The sequence below is a fragment of the Pseudomonas sp. 8O genome (genome assembly GCF_902506495.1).
Classification (GTDB): Bacteria; Pseudomonadota; Gammaproteobacteria; order Pseudomonadales; family Pseudomonadaceae; genus Aquipseudomonas; species Aquipseudomonas chaetocerotis.
Window position 1 is genome coordinate 2043814 of record NZ_LR733264.1, and the last position, 19455, is coordinate 2063268.

Genomic DNA, 19455 nt, shown 5'->3' on the forward strand with positions numbered 1-19455 from the left:
TGAGAAATGGTCTTGCGCGATGAGCCCCCTCACCCCTCCGTGGAGAGGGGACCAATCACGCAGACCTTGAACGCGCCGTCGCTGACTCAAGCCTCCGGCACCACCCGCTTGGCCAACTGGAAATGACGCTGCCAGTACGAGTTGTTGAGGAAGTCGATGCGCACGTTAGTGCCGCGACGCGGCGCGTGGACGAAGCGCCCCTCGCCGATGTAGATGGCCACGTGATCCACCGAGCGGCTGCGAATGCGGAAGAACAGCAGGTCGCCCGGCTGCAGGTCGCTGCGCTTCACCGAGGGCGCATCCAGGCGCGACAGCGCGCGGGAGGTGCGCGGCAGTTCGAGGTCGTCCTGGGTCTTGAAGGCGTATTGCACCAGGCCGCTGCAATCGAAGCCGTGGCGCAGGCTGGTACCGCCCCAGCGGTAGGGCGTGCCCAGCGCGCCGAGGGCGCGGTCGATCACTTCGCTGGCCGGTTTGGGCGCGACCGCTGGCGCGGTGGCAGGAATGGTGTGGATACGAAAGGTGGCGGAGGCTTGGGTACAAATTCCCAGTAAAAGAGCGCCTCCCAGGCAAAATGACATGAAAAATTTATTCAAACCCAGTGACCCTGGTGATTGGCCTTTGCGCGGAAACCCTTCCTGATCAAGGCATTGCATCGGAAACGAGCCGCCTGCCCGTCCCGGAGAGGGACTGCCTGAAAAAGCCTTTGGTTCATTTCCAAGCGAGACGAGTCGACGAACGGTTTACCGCTGATGCCTTCGTATTCCTGACCATTCGCATCCAACTACGCCCCTCCGATTGAGCCGCACACTCTCGCCCGCCAGGATCACGGAGCGACTCATACCGACGACGTGAGCAGCCACGACGATAGCCTGGCGGCGGTTAAGGCGAAGCGCTGCTGCCCTCGGTCGAGCCACTGCCTGTAGGGTGGGTTAGCGACGCTGAACGTGAATCGAAGATGCCCACTATGGCGGCGCGGCGCATACCCCCCAGTCGATGAAACGTGGCGCTCCGATGGTGGGTTACGCCGCAGCCAATGGGGTGAAACGCTCGGTCACCTCGGCAGGCGGCTAACCCACCCTACAGATGCCCGACATCTCATGGTGGCGTACGTTAGTCGTCCAGTTCTGTGGGCGCGCCCGACGTATGCGCCTTGATGGTCTTGGTCACGATATAGGTGAAGTAGCGCTCGATACCGAGGTCCTCCAGCAGCAACTGGTCGATGAAGCGCTGGTAGTGGTCGATGTCGCGGGCACGGATCATGGCGATGTAGTCGACGCCGCCACCAGTGGCGTAGCAGAAGCCAACTTCCGGTGCCTCGGCCAGGCGTTGCTCGAAGCGGCGCATGTCCTGAGCGGTGTGGCGAGCCAGGGTGATTTCCACCAGCACCTGCTGGCTGCGAAACAGCGCTGCCCAGTCGATCTGCGCGCGGTAACCCTTGATCAGCCCGGCGCCTTCGAGCTTGCGCACACGCTCCCAGGCCGGCGTTACCGACAGGTTGATCGCCTCGGCCAGGGCCGACTTGGTGATCCGCCCGTCCTCGGCAAGGATGCGCAGGATCTTCAGGTCATAGCGGTCGAGCTTGTGCATCGGCAGTACGCCTATCTTGGGAACGATGCGAGGCCTGTAGGAGCGAGCTTGCTCGCGAAGCTTTTGCCTTACCGGCGTTCATGAGAATGGCCAGGTGCTTTCACAGCGGCTGCAGGTTGGGTTTCTCAACTCACCACCTCGGCGATGACGGCGAGGGTATCACCACTTTTCACCAGCCCCGGAAAGTGCCGGGCGGCGAGCAGGCCACTGCGTTTGGCGCGGTACTCGGTAGCCGGCGCACCGGTGCATCGCACGCTATGTACACGAGCGATCACCTCGCCTTTCTCGACCGTATCGCCAAGGTCGCGACACATTTCCAGCAGGCCGTCGTCCTCACTGGCGACAAAACAGTTGCCATCCGGCATGTCCAGCATCACCGATTCACCCGTCTCGATCTCGCCCTGCAGCAGGCCGAAGTGGATCAGCAGGTTACGTACGCCACATTCGGCGATGGCCAGGCTTTTCGCCGTACTGCTGCCGCCGCCGCCGAGCTCGGTGGTGACGAACACCTTGCCCAGTTCCTCGGCGGCGGTGTCGTACATGCCCACCGCGTCCAGCTCCAGCATGCGCATGCAGTAGGGCGCAGCGAAGGCGCGCATGCCGGCGGCGCAAGCGGCATCCTGGGTCTTGTCCGGCAACACGTGGCAGGCGGCGAAGGGCAGAAAATCCAGGGTCTTGCCGCCGGAGTGGATGTCCAGCACCACATTGGCCAGCGGCAGCAGCGTGCGCTGGAAGTAGTCAGCGATCTTCTGCGTCACCGTGCCGTCCGGCTTGCCGGGGAAGCTGCGGTTGAGGTTGCCCTTGTCGATCGGCGAGGTGCGGGTGCCGGCCTGCACGGCGGGAGCGTTCATGAACGGCACGATGATCACCCGGCCGCTGACGTCCTCCGCGCGCAGGCGCTGGGCCAGCTTGCTAAGAGCCAGCGGGCCTTCGTACTCGTCACCATGGTTGCCACCGGTGAGCAACGCGGTGGGGCCGCTGCCGTTCTTCACCACGGTGACCGGGATCATCACCGCGCCCCAAGCCGAATCGTCGCGGGAATAGGGTAGCTTGAGAAAACCGTGTTGCACGCCGTCACGGTCGAAATCGACCGTGGGGCTGATGGGGTTGTCGCGCAGTTGGGTCATGGTGCAAAGCCCGGCATAAGTGGATGTCTCAATAGCGCCGCTTTTCGTAGGAGCTGGCTTGCCAGCGATGCGTTGTTGATGCGGATCGCCGGCAAGCCGGCTTCTACAATCAAGCGGCATCAATCCTTCACGAACAGCTTGCGCGGTACGTCGCAGAGGGTTTCCACGCCGCTGTCGGTGATCAGGATCGACTCGGTGATTTCCAGGCCCCAGTCGTCCAGCCACAGGCCGGGCATGAAGTGGAAAGTCATCCCCGGCTGCAGCACACTCTCGTCGCCCGGACGCAGGCTCATGGTGCGCTCGCCCCAGTCAGGCGGATAACTGATACCGATGGGGTAGCCGCAGCGGCTGTCCTTGTGAATGCCGAATTTCTCCAACACCTTGAAGAAGGCGCGGGCGATATCGCCGGTGGTGTTGCCCGGCTTGGCCGCTTCCAGGCCGGCGGCGATGCCTTCGACCACGGCCTTCTCGCCGTCGAGGAAATGCTGCGGCGGCGTGCCCAGGTAAATGGTGCGCGACAACGGGCAGTGGTAGCGCTTGTAGCAGCCGGCGATCTCGAAGAAGGTGCCGGCGCCGCTGACCATCGGCGAGTCGTCCCAGGTCAGGTGCGGCGCGCTGGCATCGGCGCCGGTGGGCAGCAGCGGCACGATGGCCGGGTAGTCGCCGCCATGGCCGTCGGCGCCGAGGATGCCGGTGCGGTAGATCTCGGCCACCAGCTCGTTCTTGCGCAGGCCAGGCTCTATCTTGTCGAAGATCGCCGCGTGCATTTTCTCGACGATCTTCGCCGCGATGCGCATGTAGCCGACCTCGGTGGGCGACTTGATCGCCCGCTGCCAGTTGACCAGCGCGGTGGCGTCGACGAAGCGTGCATTGGGCAGGTTGCGCTGCAGCGAGCCATAAGCGGCGGCGCTGAAGTAGTAATTGTCCAGCTCGACGCCGATGCTGAGCTTGTCCCAGCCACGCGCGGCGATGACCTCCTTGGACAGGTAGTCCATCGGGTGGCGCTCGGTGGACTGCACGTAGTGATCGGGGTAACCGACGATGTTGCTCTGCTGCATGAACACCGTGCGCTTGGCGCCGTTGGCATCCTGACCACGGCCATACCAGACCGGCTCACCATCGAGCGCCAGCAGCACGCACTGGTGCACGTAGAACGACCAGCCGTCATAGCCGGTGAGCCAGGCCATGTTGGACGGATCGGTGACGATCAGCAGCTCGATGCCCTTGACCTGCATGGCCGTGCGGACCTTGACGATGCGCTGGGCGTATTCCTCCCGGGTGAAGGGGAGGTTGACGACGATTTCGGACATGAATGAATCCCCGTGGTTTTTTGGACTGTGGGAAGGGCCGGGCGGCGCTCCCACAGGGTTAGGCGTTGAAGATGAAACCCTTGCCCGCCGCCCGCGCCCGCTCGAACGCAAAGCTGGCGATGGCCGTGTCCTGGGCGCCGGTGCCGGTCAGGTCGCACAGGGTGATCTGCTCGGGCGCGGTGCGCCCCGGACGCTGGCCGGCGATGACCTGGCCGAGTTCGGCGAAGTCGGCATCGGCGGCAACCAGGCCGGCGGCGACGGCGTGATTGAGCTCACCGAGCACGCGGGTCTGGCTCAGGCGGTCGGCCACGTAGGCATCGACCCGCGCCAGCGCAGCCGGGGCGATCTCGTTCTTGTGCTCGGCATCCGAGCCCATGGCGGTGATGTGCATGCCGGAACGCAGGTGATGCAGCTGGATCAATGGCTCGCGACTCGGCGTAGTGGTGATGGCGATATCGGCGCCCTCCAGCGCTGCGTCGAGGCTGTCCACCGCGCGCGCATCGTCCAGTTCGGCGGCCATGGCCTGGGCCTTGGCCGCGTCGCGAGCCCAGATGCGTACCTCGCGCACATCACGCACCAGGCGCAGGGCCTGCAACTGCAAGCGCGCCTGCTCGCCTGCACCGAGGATGGCGACCACCTTGGCGTCTTCGCGAGCCAGCCATTTGGCCGCGATGGCGCCAGCGGCGGCGGTGCGCACGGCGGTGAGGTAGCCATTGTCCAGCAGCAGCGCATCGGCCAGGCCGGTCTGTGCCGAGAACAGCATCATCAGGCCATTGAGGCTGGGCAGGCCAAGCCTGGGGTTGTCGAAGAAACCGGGGCTGACCTTGATCGCGAAGTGCGCCACGCCAGGCAGGTAGGCGGTCTTCACGTCCACCTCGCCGTTATGCTCGGGCACGTCCAGGCGCAGGATCGGCGGCATCGCCACGGCGGCCGTGGCGAGCAGGCGGAAGGCGTTTTCCACCACCGCGAGGCTGTCGGCGTCGAGGCCAACGCACTCGCGCAGATCGGCTTGGTTGAGTATCAGAGTCTTGGCCATGGGAGTTCCTCAGGCGTCGGCGCCATTGAGCACACGCAGGTGCTGGTCGATATCGATATTGCGGCCGCTGACCACCACCACCACCGGGCCACGGGGTTCGATCAGGCCGTCGAGCAGGGCGGCGATGCCCACCGCGGCGGCGCCTTCGACCACCAGCCGCTCCTCGCGGTAGGCGTGGCGGATGCCACGAGCGATGGAGGCCTCGTCGAGCAGGTGCAGCTGATCGCACAGCTCGCGGGTGAGGGCGAAGGTGTAGCGGTTTTCCAGGCCGATGCCGCCGCCGAGTGAATCGGCCAGCGTTGACAGCTCCTCCACCTCGACCGGTTCGCCGGCCTGCAGGCTGGCGTGCATGGCGGCGCCGCGCTGCATGCTGATGCCATGGGTGCGAATGGCCGGGCTCGAAGCCTTGATCGCCAGTGCCACGCCGGCGAACAGGCCGCCGCCGGACAGTGGCACCAGCACTTCGCAAACGTCCGGGCACTGCTCGAGAATCTCCAGGCCCAGGCTGCCCTGGCCGGCGATCACGTGCGGGTGGTCGAAGGGCGGGATGAACGCGGCGCCCTGCTCTCGGGAGATGCGCAGGGCCTCGAGCTGGGCGTCGTCCTGGCTGCGGCCGCTGATCACCACCTCGGCGCCCAGTTCGCGAATGGCGCGCACCTTGTTCTGCGGCACCAGTTCGGAGAGGCAGACGATGGCCTTCACGCCCTGCTGCGAGGCGGCGAAAGCCAGGGCGCGACCATGGTTGCCGGTGGAGGCAGTGACCACGCCGAGACGCTTGCGCTCGGCATCCAGCTGCGCCACCGCGTTGCTCGCGCCGCGCAGCTTGAAGCTGCCGGTGGCCTGCTGCGACTCCAGCTTCAACCACACCGGCACACCGGCCAGGCGGCTCAGGCTGGGCGAATGCTCCAGCGGCGTCTGGCGCACCAGGCCGGCAATACGCTGGCGAGCCTGGAGCAGATCATCGAAGTGGATGGAAGACATGGCGCACGTTCCGTGAAGGTGTGCGGCCGAGTGTATGAGCGGGAAATTGAGCGGCTTAATGTACTAGGACGATTTTTTATTCGGGTATCCCAAGAGACGAACAACCGGTGCGCGCGGCGCACCCTACGCGTTTGTGTAGGGTGCGCCGTGCGCACCGATGTAACCCGGACGCATCGGAGCAAACCGCTCCCGGATTTCATCCGGGCTACAAAGCCCCTCTCCCCAGCCCTCTCCCGCAAGCGGGAGAGGGGGCTGATCGGTATAGCGAATAACATTGTAGGAGCGGCTTCGGCCGCGAAGCTTCTTAACGTGCTAGAAATCATGCACCTTCGGGTACTGCTCCAAGACGTCACGCACGATCTGTACGCCCTGGCGCATCTTCGCTTCGCTGCATTCGGCGCCGACGCACAGGCGCACCGCACGCGGCCTCGGCATGCCCGGTGGGACGAATGGGTCGGGCAAAGTCAGCGCCACGTTGCGTCGACGCAGCTCGCGCAACAGGCCGTCGGTTTCCCAGCCTTCGGGTACACGCAGCCAGGCGTTGAGTGAATAGGGGTGATTGCCGATCAGGTGCTCACCCAGTTCCTGCTCCACCAGGGCCTGCCGGTTGGCCAGCAATTGCCGCTGCAGTTGCACCAGGTCCTCGGCCTCGCCGGAGTCGATCCAGCGCGTGGCGATCTCACCGAGCAGCGACGGCGCCATCCAGCTGTTGACCCGCAGGATGCTCTCGGTACGCAGGGCCAGGCGCTTGGGCATCACCAGGTAGCCGATGCGCAGGCCGGTGAGCACCGACTTGGTCATGCTGGTGCAGTAGAACGACAGCTCCGGCGCGTAATGGCTGAGCGGCCGCGTGCTCTGCTGGCCGGCCAGCAGTGGGCCGTAGACGTCGTCCTCGATGATGTACACGCCATAGCGGCGGGCGATTTCGGCGATCTCGCGGCGGCGCTCGTCGGGCATCAGCGCGCTGGTTGGGTTATTCAGGTTGGGCGTGCAGACCAACGCAGTGATGCGCTCGTTGCCGCACATGTCCTCGAAGTGCTCGGGGTTCAGCCCGTAGCGATCCATCTCCAGACCCTTGAGGGTGAAGCCGAGCACCTGCGAGCTGCCAATGGCGCCGTGATCGGTCAGGCCTTCGCAGAGCACCACGTCGTCCGGGCCGGCCAGGGTGGCCAGGGCGAGGAAAATGCCATGGGCAGCGCCGCTGGTCAGCAGCACGTCCTCGATACCCACGTCCATGCCCAGACGCGCCAGCCAGCGCACTGCCGACTCGCGCTGGTGCTGCATGCCGGCAATAGGACGAAAGGCGTGAATCCAGGGCTGGTCCGGCTCCTGCGCCAGCTCCAGGCAGGTCTGTCGCCACAGGCGGTCGTGGGCATCGGTGTGCAGAATGCGCGCATTGGAAAAGTCCATCAGCGCCTGCTCGCTGCGATCGAGCATGCTGGTGGCCACGCGCTCGCTGGTGCGCCGCGAGACGAAGCTGCCACGACCCACCTCGCAGCGCACGCGGCCCTGGCGCTCCAGTTCCTTGTAGGCGTTGGTCACGGTCTGCACGCTGATGCCGAGTGCATCGGACACCTGGCGTTGCGGTGGCAGTCGCTGGCCGTCGATCAGGGTACCCTGTTCGATATCGGCGGCGACCGCCTGGACCAGCAGCTTGTACTTCGACTCGCCCGGGCGAGCGTTGGCCAGGGCCTTCTTCCAGTTGTGCATCGATGGCTCCTGCGGCGACTGCGCTCAAGCATCCCGCGCGAGGCGTTACGATTCAATTGTCCTAGTGCAATGCCGTAGCGAAAAAAGCCTTTGTATGCTCGGGTCAAGGGTGGAAAACAGTGCCTCGGCACCTCAGAAGAATTACCACCTGGCGCGAACAGCGCCACCAACGCTCTTGATTTACCTGCCTCCTAACACAGCACGCCGCCACTGGCGGACTACAAGAAACAGGAGAACACCAAGATGAGTAGCGTTATCCCCTCCCGCTTTGGCCACCTCGCGCTGGCCGGCGCCCTGCTCACCGGTCTCGCTGCCGGCGCCCAGGCTTCAACGCTGGACGAGGTCAAGGACAGCAGCAGCGTGCGCATCGGCTACGCCAACGAAACCCCCTTCGCCTACACCGCCCTCGACGGCAGCGTCACCGGCGAGTCGCCGGAGATCGTCAGGAAGATCTTCGAGCGCATGGGCGTCGAGAAGATCAACCCGGTGCTTACCGAATGGGGCTCGCTGATCCCCGGCCTGCGCGCCAGCCGCTTCGACCTGATCGCCGCCGGCATGTACATCACCCCCGAGCGCTGCAAGCAGGTGCTGTTCACCGACCCGCACTATCAGTTGCCCGATACCCTGCTGGTGAAAGCCGGCAACCCGAAGGACCTGCACAGCTACGAAGACATCGCCAAGAGCGGTGCCAAGGTGGCGATCATGTCCGGTACGGTGAATCTGGGTTATGCCCGTGATTCCGGTATCACCGACGACCAGATCCTCCAGGTGCCGGACACCACCGCACAGCTGCAGGCCGTGCGCGCCGGGCGCGCCGACGCGGCAGTCGGCACCCAGTTGACCATGAAGGGCCTGGCCGACAAGGGCGGCGACAGCGTCGAAGCCATCGCCGAATTCAAGGACGACCCGGCCCACACCGGTTACGGCGCCCTGGCCTTCCGCCCGGAAGACAAGGACCTACGCGATGCGGTGAATGCCGAGCTGAAGAAGTGGCTGGGCAGCGAAGAGCATCTGGCCACGGTCAAACCCTTCGGCTTCGATCAGTCCAACATCACCGACAAGACCGCCGCCGAACTCTGCGGCCAGTAATGCACGGGTAACGCCGCGCACGAAGATGCGCGGCGTGTTTCCCTGCATAGAGCGGTAGACATTCATGACCGATCTTTTCCCCCTGCTGCTGCAAGGCGCCTGGGTCACCGTGCAAGTCACCTTCTGGGGCTCGCTGCTGGCCATCGTCTCGGCAGTCATCGCCGCCCTCGGCCGGCTGTCGCCGATTGGCCCGCTGCGCTGGCTGGCCATCACCTATATCGAAATCTTTCGCGGCACCTCGCTGCTGGTGCAGCTGTTCTGGCTGTACTTCGTGCTGCCGATGCCGCCATTCAACGTCGAGATGAGCGCCTTCACCGTGGCCATCGTCGGCCTTGGCCTGCACATCGGCGCCTATGGCGCGGAAGTGATGCGCGGTGCCATCCGCTCGGTGGCCAAGGGTCAGTACGAGGCCTGCACCGCGCTGAACATGCACCCGTCCAAACGCTTCCTGCGCATCATCCTACCGCAGGCGCTGCTGGCAGCGATTCCGCCAGGTACCAATCTGCTGATCGAACTGCTGAAGAACACCTCGCTGGTGTCGCTGATCACCCTGTCTGACCTGGCCTTCCGCGCCCGTCAGTTGGACCAGGCGACCTTCATGACCCTGGAGATCTTCGCCCTGGCCCTGGTGCTGTATTTCTTCATGGCCCAGGTGATCAACCTCGGCATGCGCCTGCTGGAAAAACGCCTGAGCCGTGGCCGGATGCGCGGAGGCCTGCAATGAATTTCTTCGACTGGGACTTCGCCCTGAGTATCCTTCCAGATCTGCTCAAGGCATCGCTCAATACCCTGCTGATCACCTTCGCCGGCTTCGCCATCGCCATCGTCCTCGGCCTGCTGCTGGCCATCGCCCGACGCAGCCGGCACCTGTGGCTGTCCTGGCCGGTGGCCGGGCTGATCGAATTCATCCGCAGCACACCGCTGCTGATCCAGGTGTATTTCCTGTTCTACGTGTTCCCGAACTACGGGCTGAACCTGACCGCACTGCAGGCGGGCATCCTCGGCATCGCCCTGCACTACGCCTGCTACACCGCCGAGGTGTACCGCGCCGGTCTCGACGCGGTGCCGCGTGGCCAGTGGGAGGCGGTGACGGCATTGAACATGTCGCCGCTGTCGGCGTATCGGCAGATCATCCTGCCGCAGGCACTGCGGCCGATCCTGCCGGCGCTGGGCAACTACCTGGTGGCCATGCTCAAGGACACCCCGGTGCTGTCGGCGATCACCGTGGTGGAAATCATGCAGCAAGCCAAGAACATTGGCTCGGAGAGCTTCCGCTACCTCGAGCCCATCACCATGGTCGGCATCTTCTTCCTGCTGCTCAGTCTGGCCTTGGCCTGGTGCGTGCGGCGCGTGGAAGATCGGCTGGAGGTCACTGCCCGATGACTGCTTTTCTCAACTCTACAGACGCCGCAGGGAGTTTTTCCATGCCCCAGCCCATCGTCCGCTTCACCGACGTGACCAAGCGTTACGGCAACCTCACCGTGCTCAACAAGCTCAACCTGGACGTCGCCCCCGGCGAGAAGGTGGCGATCATCGGCCCCAGCGGCTCGGGCAAGTCGACCTTGCTGCGCGCGCTGATGACACTGGAGAGCATCGACGAAGGCGTGATTTGCGTCGACGACGAGCCGCTGACCCACATGCCGGCGCGCGATGGCCGCCTGGTGCCGGCCAGCGCCAGTCACCAGCGCAAGGTGCGCGGCAAGATCGGCATGGTGTTCCAGAGTTTCAACCTGTTCCCGCACATGTGCGCGCTGCAGAACGTGATCGAGGCGCCAATGCAGGTGCTCGGCATGGGCAGGAAGGAAGCCACCGAACGCGCCGAGGATCTGCTGGCGATGGTCGGCCTGGGCGAGAAGCTGCGCCATTTTCCGTCGCAGCTGTCGGGTGGTCAGCAACAGCGCGTGGCCATCGCCCGTGCGCTGGCGATGCGGCCCAAAGTGATGCTGTTCGACGAGGTGACCTCGGCGCTCGACCCGGAGCTGTGCGGCGAGGTGCTCAACGTCATCCGCCGCCTCGGCAGCGAGCACAACCTGACCATGCTGATGGTCACCCACCAGATGGGCTTCGCCCGCGAGTTCGCCGACCGTGTGTGCTTCTTCCATCAGGGCTGCATCCATGAACAGGGCACGCCGGATCAGCTGTTCGGCAACCCGCAGCAGGAGCGCACCAAGGCGTTTCTGAGTGCAGTCAACGAGGCGAACTGAGACCCGAGCCCGGGCCTGTGGGAGGCGCTTCAGCGGCGACAGGGGCAGAGCTGCAGGGCATCGCGGCTGAAGCCCCTCCCACGACAATGCTCCCTGCCGTTTCCGTAGGAGCGGATTCATCCGCGAAAAATCGCGGTTAAAGCCGCTCCCACAGGAGTGTGGCCCCTGGGGTCCCGCTGCATCAGCCGCGACAGGTCGGCAGCGCTCTGTTCCGGGCCCTTGTGCTGCCAGTAGTAACGCAGGGTGTCGATGCCCACCAGCGGATGACTGGCAGCGGCCATATGCTTGGCCGAACGTCCAGGCTGGCTGACGCCGTTCAGGCCTCGCCGAGAAAGCGCAGGCCAGCCCCTTCGGGATCCACGCGCATCACTTCCATCTTCAATATCGGGGCGGGGAAAGGCAGATCCTGCACCTGGCCGATCACTTCGGTGCCGACCGACAGGCTGGCCATGTCCGGGTGCTTCACGTAGACGCCGCTATCGGACAGGTCACGAGTCTGCGCCACCAGCTCACCAAAACTGGGGTGGCTGATCTTGATCCGGCACTTCATCGGGGTACGCACCTGCTGGCGCTGGTTCGGCATGGAGGCTCCGGGGGTAGGCGGACGATGCAGCCTTTAATAACGCAAAACCGAAGCAATTCCCAACGCTCGACAGAAAAAAGGCGGCGGCAGGTTACCAAAATCCTTCTGGGGCACGCGGCGGTGATGACAGTTTCGTCTCCTGGGCGCACATACGGAAGTAATCGACCATCGACACCTCCTTGACCGATAGGGATAAGCGCCGTCGAGACCTCCGCAAAAGGGCGTCCTGGCGCACGAAAATATACGACTGAACAGCCTACGCAGTAGGCGTAAACGCCTTGCTGGTTCATCATGCGGGCTGTTCCCGATGCCTGAACAATGGATTGTGCATGCCGATCAACTCTTTACCTCTGCGTACCCTGTCACTTCTCGGTAGCGGCCATGCCCTGCCAAAGCGGCGCCTGACGAGCGCCGAAATCGACCATTCGCTCGGTCTGCCCGATGGCAGCGTCGAGCGCCTCAGTGGCGTACGCAGCCGCGCGGTTGCCGCTGCCGACGACACTGCCGCCAGCCTTGCCACACAGGCCGCGCACAAGGCTCTTCACGCTGCCGGTCTGACGGCAGACCAGCTCGACTGCGTGATCGCCGCCAGCGGCACCATGGACCAGGGTATGCCGTGTAATGCCGCGCTGGTTCACCGCGAGCTAGGCCTTGGCGCGAGCGGCATCCCGGCCTTCGATATCAACGCCAGTTGCCTCGGTTTCATCGTCGCCCTCGATCAGCTGTCCTGGTCACTGGTTGCTGGTCGCTACCGCCGAGTGCTGCTGGTCTGTGCCGACATTGCCTCCTGCGGGCTCGACTGGCAGCAGTTGCACAGTGCTGCGATCTTTGGCGACGGCGCGGCGGCGGTGGTTCTCGGGCGCGACGGCGAAGGGCTGCGCCTGAACATCCTCGCTGCGCAGCTACGCACCTATTCCGAAGGCGCCGAGCTCTGCCAGATTGCGGCAGGCGGCTCACGTCACCACCCCTCGCGCGGCGACGAGCATTTCGCCGCCCTGAGTCGTTTCACCATGCAGGGCAAAGCGGTTTTCCGCCTGGCCTCGACCCATCTGCCGGGGTTTGTGCAGTCTCTGCTCGACGAAGCGCGATTGCAGCGGACCCAGATCGACCGAGTGATTCCGCACCAGGCCAGCCATCTGGCGATGCAACACCTGCGCAGGCGGCTGGGATTCTCTGCCGAGCAGGTGATCGACATCTTTGCCGACTACGGCAATCAGGTCGCCGCATCGCTGCCGACCGCCCTCGATATAGGCGTGCGCGACGGGCGTATCCGCGCCGGTCAGCGCGTGCTGCTGCTCGGCACAGGGGCCGGGCTTTCGCTCGGTGGCATGCTGCTGGAGCTGGAATGAAGATTCTGCTCACCGGAGGCACCGGCTTCGTCGGTCGGCATATCGCCTGGCGCCTGGCCGCAGAGGGTTGCGAGGTGGTATTCAGCGGTCGCAACCGTGACGCCGCTGACGAAGTACTGCGCCACGCTCGCGCAGCGATGCGCTTTCTACCCATAGAACACGGCACTCCACAGGCACGTGCAGCGCTGGCAGAGGCGGCCCGGGGCGCCGATGCTCTGGTGCATTGCGCGGCACTATCGGCGCCCTGGGGCAGCGCCGAGGCATTTCAGCGCGCCAACGTCGCCTCTACCGAAGAGGTCATCAATGCCTGTCGCACGCAAGGCGTCGCGCGCCTGGTGCATCTGTCGACACCGAGTCTGTACTTCGACTTCCAGGATCGACTCGGTGTGCGCGAGAGCGATCCATTACCGCCCCCCGTGAACCACTATGCGCAAACCAAGGGCATGGCCGAAGCGCTGTTGCGTGAAGCCGATGTCGCGCCAACCGTGGTGTTGCGCCCGCGCGCCGTGTTCGGCCCGTGGGACGCCACACTGATGCCGCGCATGCTGCGCGTGATGCGCCGTGGGGCGATTCCACTGATGCGCGGTGGGCGTGCCGAACTCGATCTGACTTACATCGACAACCTGGTCGATGCCGCCTGGCTCAGCCTGACCCGTCCGCTACCAGGCCGCTACAACCTGTACAACGTCAGCAATGCCGAACCTATCCGTCTCGACCATCTGCTGGAACGCGTCGCCACGGCCTTCGCACTGCCGCTACGCACGCGCCGACTGCCCTGGCCGCTGGTTTCCGCCGTCGCCCGGCTGCTCGAAACCGACGCGCATTGGCGCAGCGGCGAGGAGCCACTGCTGACCCGCTACAGCGCCGGCGTACTCGCCTTCAGCCAGACCCTGGATACCTCGGCGATTCGCCACGAGCTTGGCTGGCAGCCAAAGATCAACCTCGAAGAAGGCATTCGTCGCCACGCTGCCTGGTGGCTGGAGCAGGGTAGATGAGCGCATCGGTCGAAGTCGCCTGGCTACGGGTCGGCAGTTGCCGCCACCTGGCGTGCATGGCTGCCCGCGGTGCAGGGCTGCGGCAGGTCGACTTCCCGTCGTACTGCGCCTTGCTGCGCCACCCAACGCGCGGCTGGATGCTTTACGACACCGGTTATGCGCCGCATTTTCTCAAGGCCACCGCCACTTTTCCCGAGCGCCTCTACGGTAGCCTGCTGCCAGTGAATCTCCCTGCCGAAGAGTGCCTGTCGGCGCAGCTCGCCAGGCGCGGTATTCGTTATGAGGAGATCACCACAGTGATCGTCTCGCACTATCACGGCGACCACGTTGCCGGCTTGCGCGACTTTCCGCAGGCGCGCTTCATTGCCCTGCGCGCCGAGAGCGAGCATGTGCTGGCGCTGCGTGGCAAGCGCTGGCGGGCAACGCTGCAGGGGCGCCTGCCGGATCTGCTACCGGATGATTTCCCGACACGCCTGGAGCACGCCGACGATTACCCACAGCGGCCGCTGCCAGCGTGGATGGCACCGTTCAGGGACGGTTTCGACCTGTTCGGCGATGGCAGCCTGCTCGGCGTCGTACTCCCTGGACACAGCCACGGCCAGCTCGGCCTGTGCATCCCCGATGCCAGTGGCCGGCCGCTGCTGCTGGTGGCGGACGCCTGTTATTCGCTGCCGGCCTGCCGCGAGGGTCGCCTGCCACCCACAGCAACGCAGTGGTTCAGCAACAGCGCTGTACGCAGCTATCGCCAGACCTTCGCCGGCGTAGGCGAACTGGCCCGGCGCGAACCCTCGCTGCTGATCCTGCCGTCGCACTGCGAAGTGGCCGCAGAGGCATTCCATGCGCGACCTTGAACGACTGCGCAGCCTGCTGCGCGTTGCCATCAGCTTCATCCACAGTCGTTGGTGGCTGCGCTTCTCCGACCGGCGCCGCCTGGAAGCCTGGCAAGCGCGTCAGCTGACGCGCTTTCTGCGCGAAACCGCACCACAGGCGCCGCGCCTGAGTGCTTTTCGGGGACAACCGCTGGAGCGATGGCCTGGCATGGACAAGGCGCTGCTGATGAGCGAGTTCAGCGCCTGCAACAGCCAGGGCATCGACCTGCAATCCGCTCTGGACGTAGCGCTGCAAGCTGAGCACTCGCGGGATTTCAGCCCACAGCTGGGCGAGCTGACCGTCGGCCTTTCCAGCGGCACGTCCGGTCATCGCGGCGTCTTTCTGGTCGGCCGGGAAGAGCGCGAACGCTGGGCCGGAACACTGCTGGCGCGCACCTTGCCGACACGCCTGCTCGGCCATCTGCTGCCGTGGCGACCGCCGCTACGCATTGCCTTCTTCCTGCGCGCCAACAGCCGTCTGTACACCACGCTGTCCAGCCGCCGGATCGACTTCGTCTTCCATGATCTGCTGCTGGGCCTGGACGCCGCGCTGGAAGCGCTCGAACAACAGCAGCCGCATGTACTGGTAGCACCGGCCACGGTACTGCGCGCTCTGGCCGACGCGCATCTGGCCGGGCACCTGCGCATCGCCCCGGCGCATCTGGTATCGGTCGCCGAAGTCCTCGAAGAAGAGGACGCACAGCGCATCGAGCACGCCTTCGGCCACCGCCCGGCACAGATCTACCAGGCCAGCGAAGGCTTTCTCGGCTACAGCTGCGAGCGTGGCAACCTGCACCTGAACGAAACCCATCTGCTGATCGAACCCGAGTGGCTGGACCAGGAGCAACGGCGCTTCCAGCCGCTGATCACCGACTTCTCGCGTACCACCCAGATCATCGTTCGCTATCGCCTCAACGACATTCTGCAACTGGCGTCGGCGCCATGCCCTTGTGGCCGCGCCGAGCGCACCCTGGCCGCCATCGAGGGCCGCGCCGATGAAATATTCTGGCTGCCGGCGCTGGATGGCAGCGGCCTGCGTCCGCTCTACCCGGATCTGCTGCGGCGCGCTATCGCTACCGCGCAGACCAACCTGGAGGAATGGCGCCTGTGCCAGGATGGCATGGACTGGCATCTGCAGTTGAAGGCCGTAGCGCCCGGCAAGGCCGACACAACCTTGCGCCAGGCGTTGGCGACATTTTTTCAACAGCAGCAGGTGCAGCCCGCGACCTTGCACATCACCGACTGGATGCCGGATGAAGCCGGCGCCAAGCGCCGCCGCCTGCTGCTGCAACGCAGACCAGAGGGAACGCCATGCACGTACTGATCCTCGGTGCTCGTGCGCCGGCATGCCTGGAATGGGCACACGCATTCGCCGCCAGCGGCTGGACAGTCAGCGTCGGTGACTCACTGACCTGGCCCCTGGCTCGCTCGAGCCGGGCAGTACACCGCTTCGTCCGCCTGCCGGAGCCACGTAGCAACCCGCAAGCCTGGGTCGACGCACTGGCCGAGCGCATACGCCAGGACGCTATCGACCTTCTCCTGCCGACCTGCGAGGAGGTCTTCTACCTGGCCCATGGCTTGCCACAACTGACACCGCTGTGCCGGGTGCTGACCAGCGATTTCGAGCTGCTGCACCGCCTGCATCACAAGGGCCGCTTCGCCGAGATGACCCGCGGCTGGCAAGTTGCAGCGCCCGAGACACGCCTGCTGCAACGCCACGAAGACTGCCTCGCCCTGGCCACAGAGAGCCGCGACTGGGTGTTCAAACCGGCCTATTCGCGCTTCGCCTCGCGCACCCTGATCCGTCCCGACCAGAGTGCCGTTCGCACACTGCGTCCGACTCCAGACCAACCCTGGGTAGCCCAGCGCTTCATCGCCGGCGACGAACACTGCAGCTTCAGCCTGCTGGTCAACGGGCAGTTACGCGCACATGCCTGCTACCGTCCGCTGTATCGCGTCGGACGTGGCTCCGGGATCTACTTCCAGCCTGCACAACCTGCTGCCGTGCGGACCTTCGTCGAGGCCTTCGGTCAGGCCACCGGCTATAACGGCCAGGTCGGCTTCGACTTCATCGCTGATGCCGAGGGAGTCTTTCACGTCCTTGAATGCAACCCACGCGCTACCAGCGGTATCCATTTGTTCGACGACCAGCCCACGGCGCTGGTGAACACCCTGAGTACAGCCGGTGAGCCGCTTCTGCCCAGCCCGACCCCACGCATGGTGGCGCTCGCGATGCTGCTGATCGGCGCGCCACGCCATCTCGCCAGCCGTACCTTCTGGAGCGACTATCGCGCGGCGCGCGACGTGATCCAGCGTGACGGCGACCTCGGCCCGCTGGCAGCCCAGTTGCTCGGCGTTGGCGAGATCGCCATGCGCGCGCTGATGCGCCGGCGCAGCCTGCTGGCAGCCTCGACTGCGGATATCGAGTGGGACGGTCAATCGCTCGCAGGAACACCAGGATCATGAAGCTGCTGGCTGCCGACGATCCCCAACTGGCGCAACGCGACAGCGCAGCGGCGCGCTACGTGCGCGAACATGCCGAGCGCGGTATCGGCAACCTGGCCTGCGAACTGCAGCTGCTCGAGCTCGACCAGTGGCAGATGCCGGTATCGATCAACCACGGCGGCGAACGGGCCGACAACTGCTATGTGGTCTCGCCACTGACCGCCTACAGCGGCTACGCCCGCGACGAATTGCAGCGCCTGCCCAGTCGGCTGCTTGCACACCTGCTGAAACCGCTGGTCGCGGGCGTCGAATACCTGCTCAGGAGCGCCCATATCGATCGCATCGTGCAGGTCAACAACTGGCTGCTGTCGACCAACCTGTATCCCTCGGACTGGCAAGGCCAGGGCCTGGATGAGCTGACAGTGCAGCTACGCCAGCGTTTTCCGAGCCATGCCTTCGGTTTTCGCTCGCTCAACCCGGCCAGCAACACCGTATTGCTGAAACGGCTTGATGCACTCGGCTATCTCGCCGTGCCGAGCCGCCAGGTCTATCTGTTCGATGGCTGCGAGGGTGCCGATAGCGCTTATCTGCGTCACCACAACTGCCGGCTCGATGCCACGCTGCTGCGCCGTAGCGGTTACCGGGTGGATACGGGCGAAACCCTGACACACCTTGAGTTCGAGCGTGTCGAAGCGCTCTACGACTTGCTCTATCTGGACAAATACAGCGCCCTGAATCCGCACTACAGCGCAGCCTGGCTGGAGCAGGGCCACCGTGATGGCTGGCTCGAACTGCGCGTGCTGCGGGCGGACAGCGGTCGTATCGATGGGGTCGTCGGCTGGTTCGCCAGCGACACCGTGCTCAGCGCGCCCATCGTCGGCTATGACACTGCGCTGCCACAGCGTGCCGGGCTCTATCGCCAATTGACCCGGCTGTGCCTCGAAGAGGCGGCCAAACGCCGCATGCTGCTCAACTTCAGCTCCGGGGCAGCGCACTTCAAGCGCTTGCGCGGCGGCCAGCCACAGATCGAATACAGCATGCTGCATATCGCTCACCTGCCGCTGCGCCAGCGCCTGGTCTGGCGCACCCTGGCCGCACTCCTGCAGGGGCTGGGTGTGCCGCTGATGAGGAAGCTGAAACTATGAACCCGACCGACCAGCCGCTGGCTTACTGGTGGCCGTTGGCGACAAGCCAGCAGCTCGGCGTGGGCCAACCGTTGGCGCGCGTGCTGCACGGCCGGCCGCTGGTCCTGTTCCGCGAGCGCGACGGGCGGCCTGCGGCATTGCCGGATCGATGCCCGCATCGCTTCGCTCCGCTCAGCGCCGGCTGCGTGCGCGACGGAGCAGTCGAGTGTCCCTACCACGGCTGGCGTTTCAACGGCGCCGGTCAATGCACCCGCGCCCCGGGCAGTCTCGACGAAGGCAGCAGCGCAGCCATGCTGCAACCGCTGCAGGCACTGGATTCCCACGGCCTGATATGGGTACGCGACGCCAGGCTAGCGGCACCGACATTACCCTGTAGCACCTCGCAGGAAGGACTGGATCTGTTCTGGATGCACGACAAGGTCCGTTGCAGCCAGCAAGAGGCGGCGGAGAACTTCCTTGACGCCTTCCACACGCACTTCGTACACGCCGGCTGGATTCGCCGCGACAGCAAACGCCAGCGGGTGATCGCCGATATCCGTGCACTGGAAGACGGGATCGAAGCGCGTTACAGCGAGGAGCGCCTGCAGACCGGGCTGATCTCCCGGCTGTTCGAAGGCAGTCGCGGAGAGAGCTTCGGCCGCTTCCGCCTGCCGGGCCAGGCGGAAATCGAATACCGCGACGCCCGCGGTCGGCTCACGCTGCTGATCACGGCCTGGCTCGTTCCCGCCGAGCCCGGTCAATTGCAGGTGATCGCCCGCATTGCCACCCGCCACGGCTGGCTACCCGCCTGGCTGAAACAGCTACTGATACGGCCGCTATTCGGCGTAGTGTTGCGCCAGGACAAGCGCATCCTGGAGGCTGTCAGCGCAAACCAGCAACGCTTCGCCGGATGCGCTGAGCAATGGGGGCCAGTGCAGATGCTCGACGGGCGCCAGGATCTGCTGGGCCCCTGGATTCGCCAATTGCTACTGAAGGGACGGCTGGACGACTTCGCTGCCCGGCGACTGGAACTGGAGCTTTAGAGC

At 65.1% G+C, this 19455-nt stretch carries 19 protein-coding genes and 1 pseudogene; 11 read left to right on the top strand and 9 right to left on the bottom strand.

The window, feature by feature from the left end:
* Positions 1–86 precede the first annotated feature (86 nt).
* From GV002_RS12225 to GV002_RS12255, 7 genes are all read right to left on the bottom strand, one after another.
* A complete protein-coding gene (locus GV002_RS12225; protein ID WP_160018629.1) occupies positions 87–653 on the bottom strand; it encodes a C40 family peptidase in 567 nt (188 codons plus the stop codon).
* Positions 654–1110: 457 nt separating this feature from the next.
* Positions 1111–1587: an Lrp/AsnC family transcriptional regulator gene (locus GV002_RS12230; protein WP_160018630.1), complete on the bottom strand. Its 477-nt coding sequence runs from the start codon at positions 1585–1587 to the stop codon at positions 1111–1113.
* Positions 1588–1712: 125 nt separating this feature from the next.
* On the bottom strand, positions 1713–2714 hold the full coding sequence (doeB, locus tag GV002_RS12235) for a N(2)-acetyl-L-2,4-diaminobutanoate deacetylase DoeB (protein ID WP_160018631.1): 1002 nt from the start codon (positions 2712–2714) through the stop codon (positions 1713–1715).
* Between the two features lie 119 nt (positions 2715–2833).
* Complete coding sequence (gene doeA / locus GV002_RS12240; protein WP_160018632.1) at positions 2834–4024, bottom strand: ectoine hydrolase DoeA; 1191 nt, start codon at positions 4022–4024, stop codon at positions 2834–2836.
* Positions 4025–4082: 58 nt separating this feature from the next.
* The gene (eutC, locus tag GV002_RS12245) at positions 4083–5060 is read right to left on the bottom strand and encodes an ectoine utilization protein EutC (RefSeq protein WP_160018633.1); all 978 of its coding nucleotides are present in this window, start codon (positions 5058–5060) and stop codon (positions 4083–4085) included.
* A gap of 9 nt (positions 5061–5069) precedes the next feature.
* On the bottom strand, positions 5070–6041 hold the full coding sequence (gene eutB / locus GV002_RS12250; RefSeq protein ID WP_160018634.1) for a hydroxyectoine utilization dehydratase EutB: 972 nt from the start codon (positions 6039–6041) through the stop codon (positions 5070–5072).
* 312 nt (positions 6042–6353) lie between these two features.
* Entirely contained in the window at positions 6354–7751 is a 1398-nt protein-coding gene (locus GV002_RS12255) for a PLP-dependent aminotransferase family protein (protein WP_160018635.1), read from the bottom strand.
* Positions 7752–7994: 243 nt separating this feature from the next.
* Here GV002_RS12255 and ehuB point away from each other — a divergent pair, with 243 nt between their 5' ends.
* The 4 genes from ehuB (at position 7995) to ehuA (ending at position 11044) form a co-directional block, all read left to right on the top strand.
* Entirely contained in the window at positions 7995–8840 is an 846-nt protein-coding gene (gene ehuB / locus GV002_RS12260) for an ectoine/hydroxyectoine ABC transporter substrate-binding protein EhuB (RefSeq protein ID WP_160018636.1), read from the top strand.
* Positions 8841–8904: 64 nt separating this feature from the next.
* Positions 8905–9564 (top strand): ectoine/hydroxyectoine ABC transporter permease subunit EhuC, encoded by a 660-nt coding sequence (ehuC, locus tag GV002_RS12265; RefSeq protein WP_160018637.1) that lies wholly within the window; start codon positions 8905–8907, stop codon positions 9562–9564.
* Positions 9561–10223 carry an ectoine/hydroxyectoine ABC transporter permease subunit EhuD gene (gene ehuD / locus GV002_RS12270; RefSeq protein ID WP_160018638.1) on the top strand — a complete coding sequence of 221 codons (663 nt, stop codon included), beginning with the start codon at positions 9561–9563 and terminating at the stop codon, positions 10221–10223. Before ehuC ends, ehuD begins: the two co-directional genes overlap by 4 nt.
* Before the next feature lie 41 nt (positions 10224–10264).
* Positions 10265–11044 carry an ectoine/hydroxyectoine ABC transporter ATP-binding protein EhuA gene (gene ehuA, locus GV002_RS12275; protein ID WP_160018639.1) on the top strand — a complete coding sequence of 260 codons (780 nt, stop codon included), beginning with the start codon at positions 10265–10267 and terminating at the stop codon, positions 11042–11044.
* Between the two features lie 176 nt (positions 11045–11220).
* Here ehuA and GV002_RS12280 read toward each other — a convergent pair.
* A pseudogene (locus tag GV002_RS12280) lies at positions 11221–11337 on the bottom strand (AcvB/VirJ family lysyl-phosphatidylglycerol hydrolase); the annotation flags it as partial.
* A 23-nt stretch (positions 11338–11360) separates the two neighbouring features.
* Positions 11361–11627 carry a PilZ domain-containing protein gene (locus GV002_RS12285; RefSeq protein WP_160018640.1) on the bottom strand — a complete coding sequence of 89 codons (267 nt, stop codon included), beginning with the start codon at positions 11625–11627 and terminating at the stop codon, positions 11361–11363.
* Between the two features lie 329 nt (positions 11628–11956).
* On the opposite strand from GV002_RS12285, the gene GV002_RS12290 reads away from it, so the two are divergent.
* Genes GV002_RS12290 through GV002_RS12320 form a run of 7 tightly spaced genes read left to right on the top strand, consistent with a single transcriptional unit; the run spans position 11957 to position 19452 of the window.
* Complete coding sequence (locus GV002_RS12290) at positions 11957–12976, top strand: 3-oxoacyl-[acyl-carrier-protein] synthase III C-terminal domain-containing protein (protein ID WP_160018641.1); 1020 nt, start codon at positions 11957–11959, stop codon at positions 12974–12976.
* Positions 12973–13971 carry an NAD-dependent epimerase/dehydratase family protein gene (locus GV002_RS12295; protein WP_160018642.1) on the top strand — a complete coding sequence of 333 codons (999 nt, stop codon included), beginning with the start codon at positions 12973–12975 and terminating at the stop codon, positions 13969–13971. Before GV002_RS12290 ends, GV002_RS12295 begins: the two co-directional genes overlap by 4 nt.
* Positions 13968–14822: an MBL fold metallo-hydrolase gene (locus GV002_RS12300; protein WP_160018643.1), complete on the top strand. Its 855-nt coding sequence runs from the start codon at positions 13968–13970 to the stop codon at positions 14820–14822. Before GV002_RS12295 ends, GV002_RS12300 begins: the two co-directional genes overlap by 4 nt.
* The gene (locus GV002_RS12305) at positions 14809–16164 is read left to right on the top strand and encodes a F390 synthetase-related protein (protein WP_160018644.1); all 1356 of its coding nucleotides are present in this window, start codon (positions 14809–14811) and stop codon (positions 16162–16164) included. Before GV002_RS12300 ends, GV002_RS12305 begins: the two co-directional genes overlap by 14 nt.
* On the top strand, positions 16152–17306 hold the full coding sequence (locus tag GV002_RS12310) for an ATP-grasp domain-containing protein (RefSeq protein WP_160018645.1): 1155 nt from the start codon (positions 16152–16154) through the stop codon (positions 17304–17306). Before GV002_RS12305 ends, GV002_RS12310 begins: the two co-directional genes overlap by 13 nt.
* Entirely contained in the window at positions 17303–18430 is a 1128-nt protein-coding gene (locus GV002_RS12315; RefSeq protein ID WP_160018646.1) for a GNAT family N-acetyltransferase, read from the top strand. The genes GV002_RS12310 and GV002_RS12315 overlap by 4 nt, the downstream gene beginning before the upstream one ends.
* Positions 18427–19452, top strand: coding sequence for a Rieske 2Fe-2S domain-containing protein (locus GV002_RS12320; protein ID WP_160018647.1), 1026 nt, complete (start codon positions 18427–18429; stop codon positions 19450–19452). The genes GV002_RS12315 and GV002_RS12320 overlap by 4 nt, the downstream gene beginning before the upstream one ends.
* Positions 19453–19455: the final 3 nt, after the last annotated feature.

Bases quoted from the DNA above. Each gene is read 5' to 3' on its own strand.
- GV002_RS12320 (WP_160018647.1), top strand. From the start codon at position 18,427: ATGAACCCGACCGACCAGCCGCTGGCTTACTGGTGGCCGTTGGCGACA.
- GV002_RS12315 (WP_160018646.1), top strand. From the start codon at position 17,303: ATGAAGCTGCTGGCTGCCGACGATCCCCAACTGGCGCAACGCGACAGC.
- eutC (WP_160018633.1), bottom strand. From the start codon at position 5,060: ATGGCCAAGACTCTGATACTCAACCAAGCCGATCTGCGCGAGTGCGTT.
- GV002_RS12305 (WP_160018644.1), top strand. From the start codon at position 14,809: ATGCGCGACCTTGAACGACTGCGCAGCCTGCTGCGCGTTGCCATCAGC.
- ehuB (WP_160018636.1), top strand. From the start codon at position 7,995: ATGAGTAGCGTTATCCCCTCCCGCTTTGGCCACCTCGCGCTGGCCGGC.
- GV002_RS12295 (WP_160018642.1), top strand. From the start codon at position 12,973: ATGAAGATTCTGCTCACCGGAGGCACCGGCTTCGTCGGTCGGCATATC.
- eutB (WP_160018634.1), bottom strand. From the start codon at position 6,041: ATGTCTTCCATCCACTTCGATGATCTGCTCCAGGCTCGCCAGCGTATT.
- doeB (WP_160018631.1), bottom strand. From the start codon at position 2,714: ATGACCCAACTGCGCGACAACCCCATCAGCCCCACGGTCGATTTCGAC.
- ehuC (WP_160018637.1), top strand. From the start codon at position 8,905: ATGACCGATCTTTTCCCCCTGCTGCTGCAAGGCGCCTGGGTCACCGTG.
- doeA (WP_160018632.1), bottom strand. From the start codon at position 4,024: ATGTCCGAAATCGTCGTCAACCTCCCCTTCACCCGGGAGGAATACGCC.
- GV002_RS12310 (WP_160018645.1), top strand. From the start codon at position 16,152: ATGCACGTACTGATCCTCGGTGCTCGTGCGCCGGCATGCCTGGAATGG.
- GV002_RS12230 (WP_160018630.1), bottom strand. From the start codon at position 1,587: ATGCACAAGCTCGACCGCTATGACCTGAAGATCCTGCGCATCCTTGCC.
- GV002_RS12225 (WP_160018629.1), bottom strand. From the start codon at position 653: ATGCAATGCCTTGATCAGGAAGGGTTTCCGCGCAAAGGCCAATCACCA.
- GV002_RS12300 (WP_160018643.1), top strand. From the start codon at position 13,968: ATGAGCGCATCGGTCGAAGTCGCCTGGCTACGGGTCGGCAGTTGCCGC.
- GV002_RS12255 (WP_160018635.1), bottom strand. From the start codon at position 7,751: ATGCACAACTGGAAGAAGGCCCTGGCCAACGCTCGCCCGGGCGAGTCG.
- ehuA (WP_160018639.1), top strand. From the start codon at position 10,265: ATGCCCCAGCCCATCGTCCGCTTCACCGACGTGACCAAGCGTTACGGC.
- ehuD (WP_160018638.1), top strand. From the start codon at position 9,561: ATGAATTTCTTCGACTGGGACTTCGCCCTGAGTATCCTTCCAGATCTG.
- GV002_RS12290 (WP_160018641.1), top strand. From the start codon at position 11,957: ATGCCGATCAACTCTTTACCTCTGCGTACCCTGTCACTTCTCGGTAGC.
- GV002_RS12285 (WP_160018640.1), bottom strand. From the start codon at position 11,627: ATGCCGAACCAGCGCCAGCAGGTGCGTACCCCGATGAAGTGCCGGATC.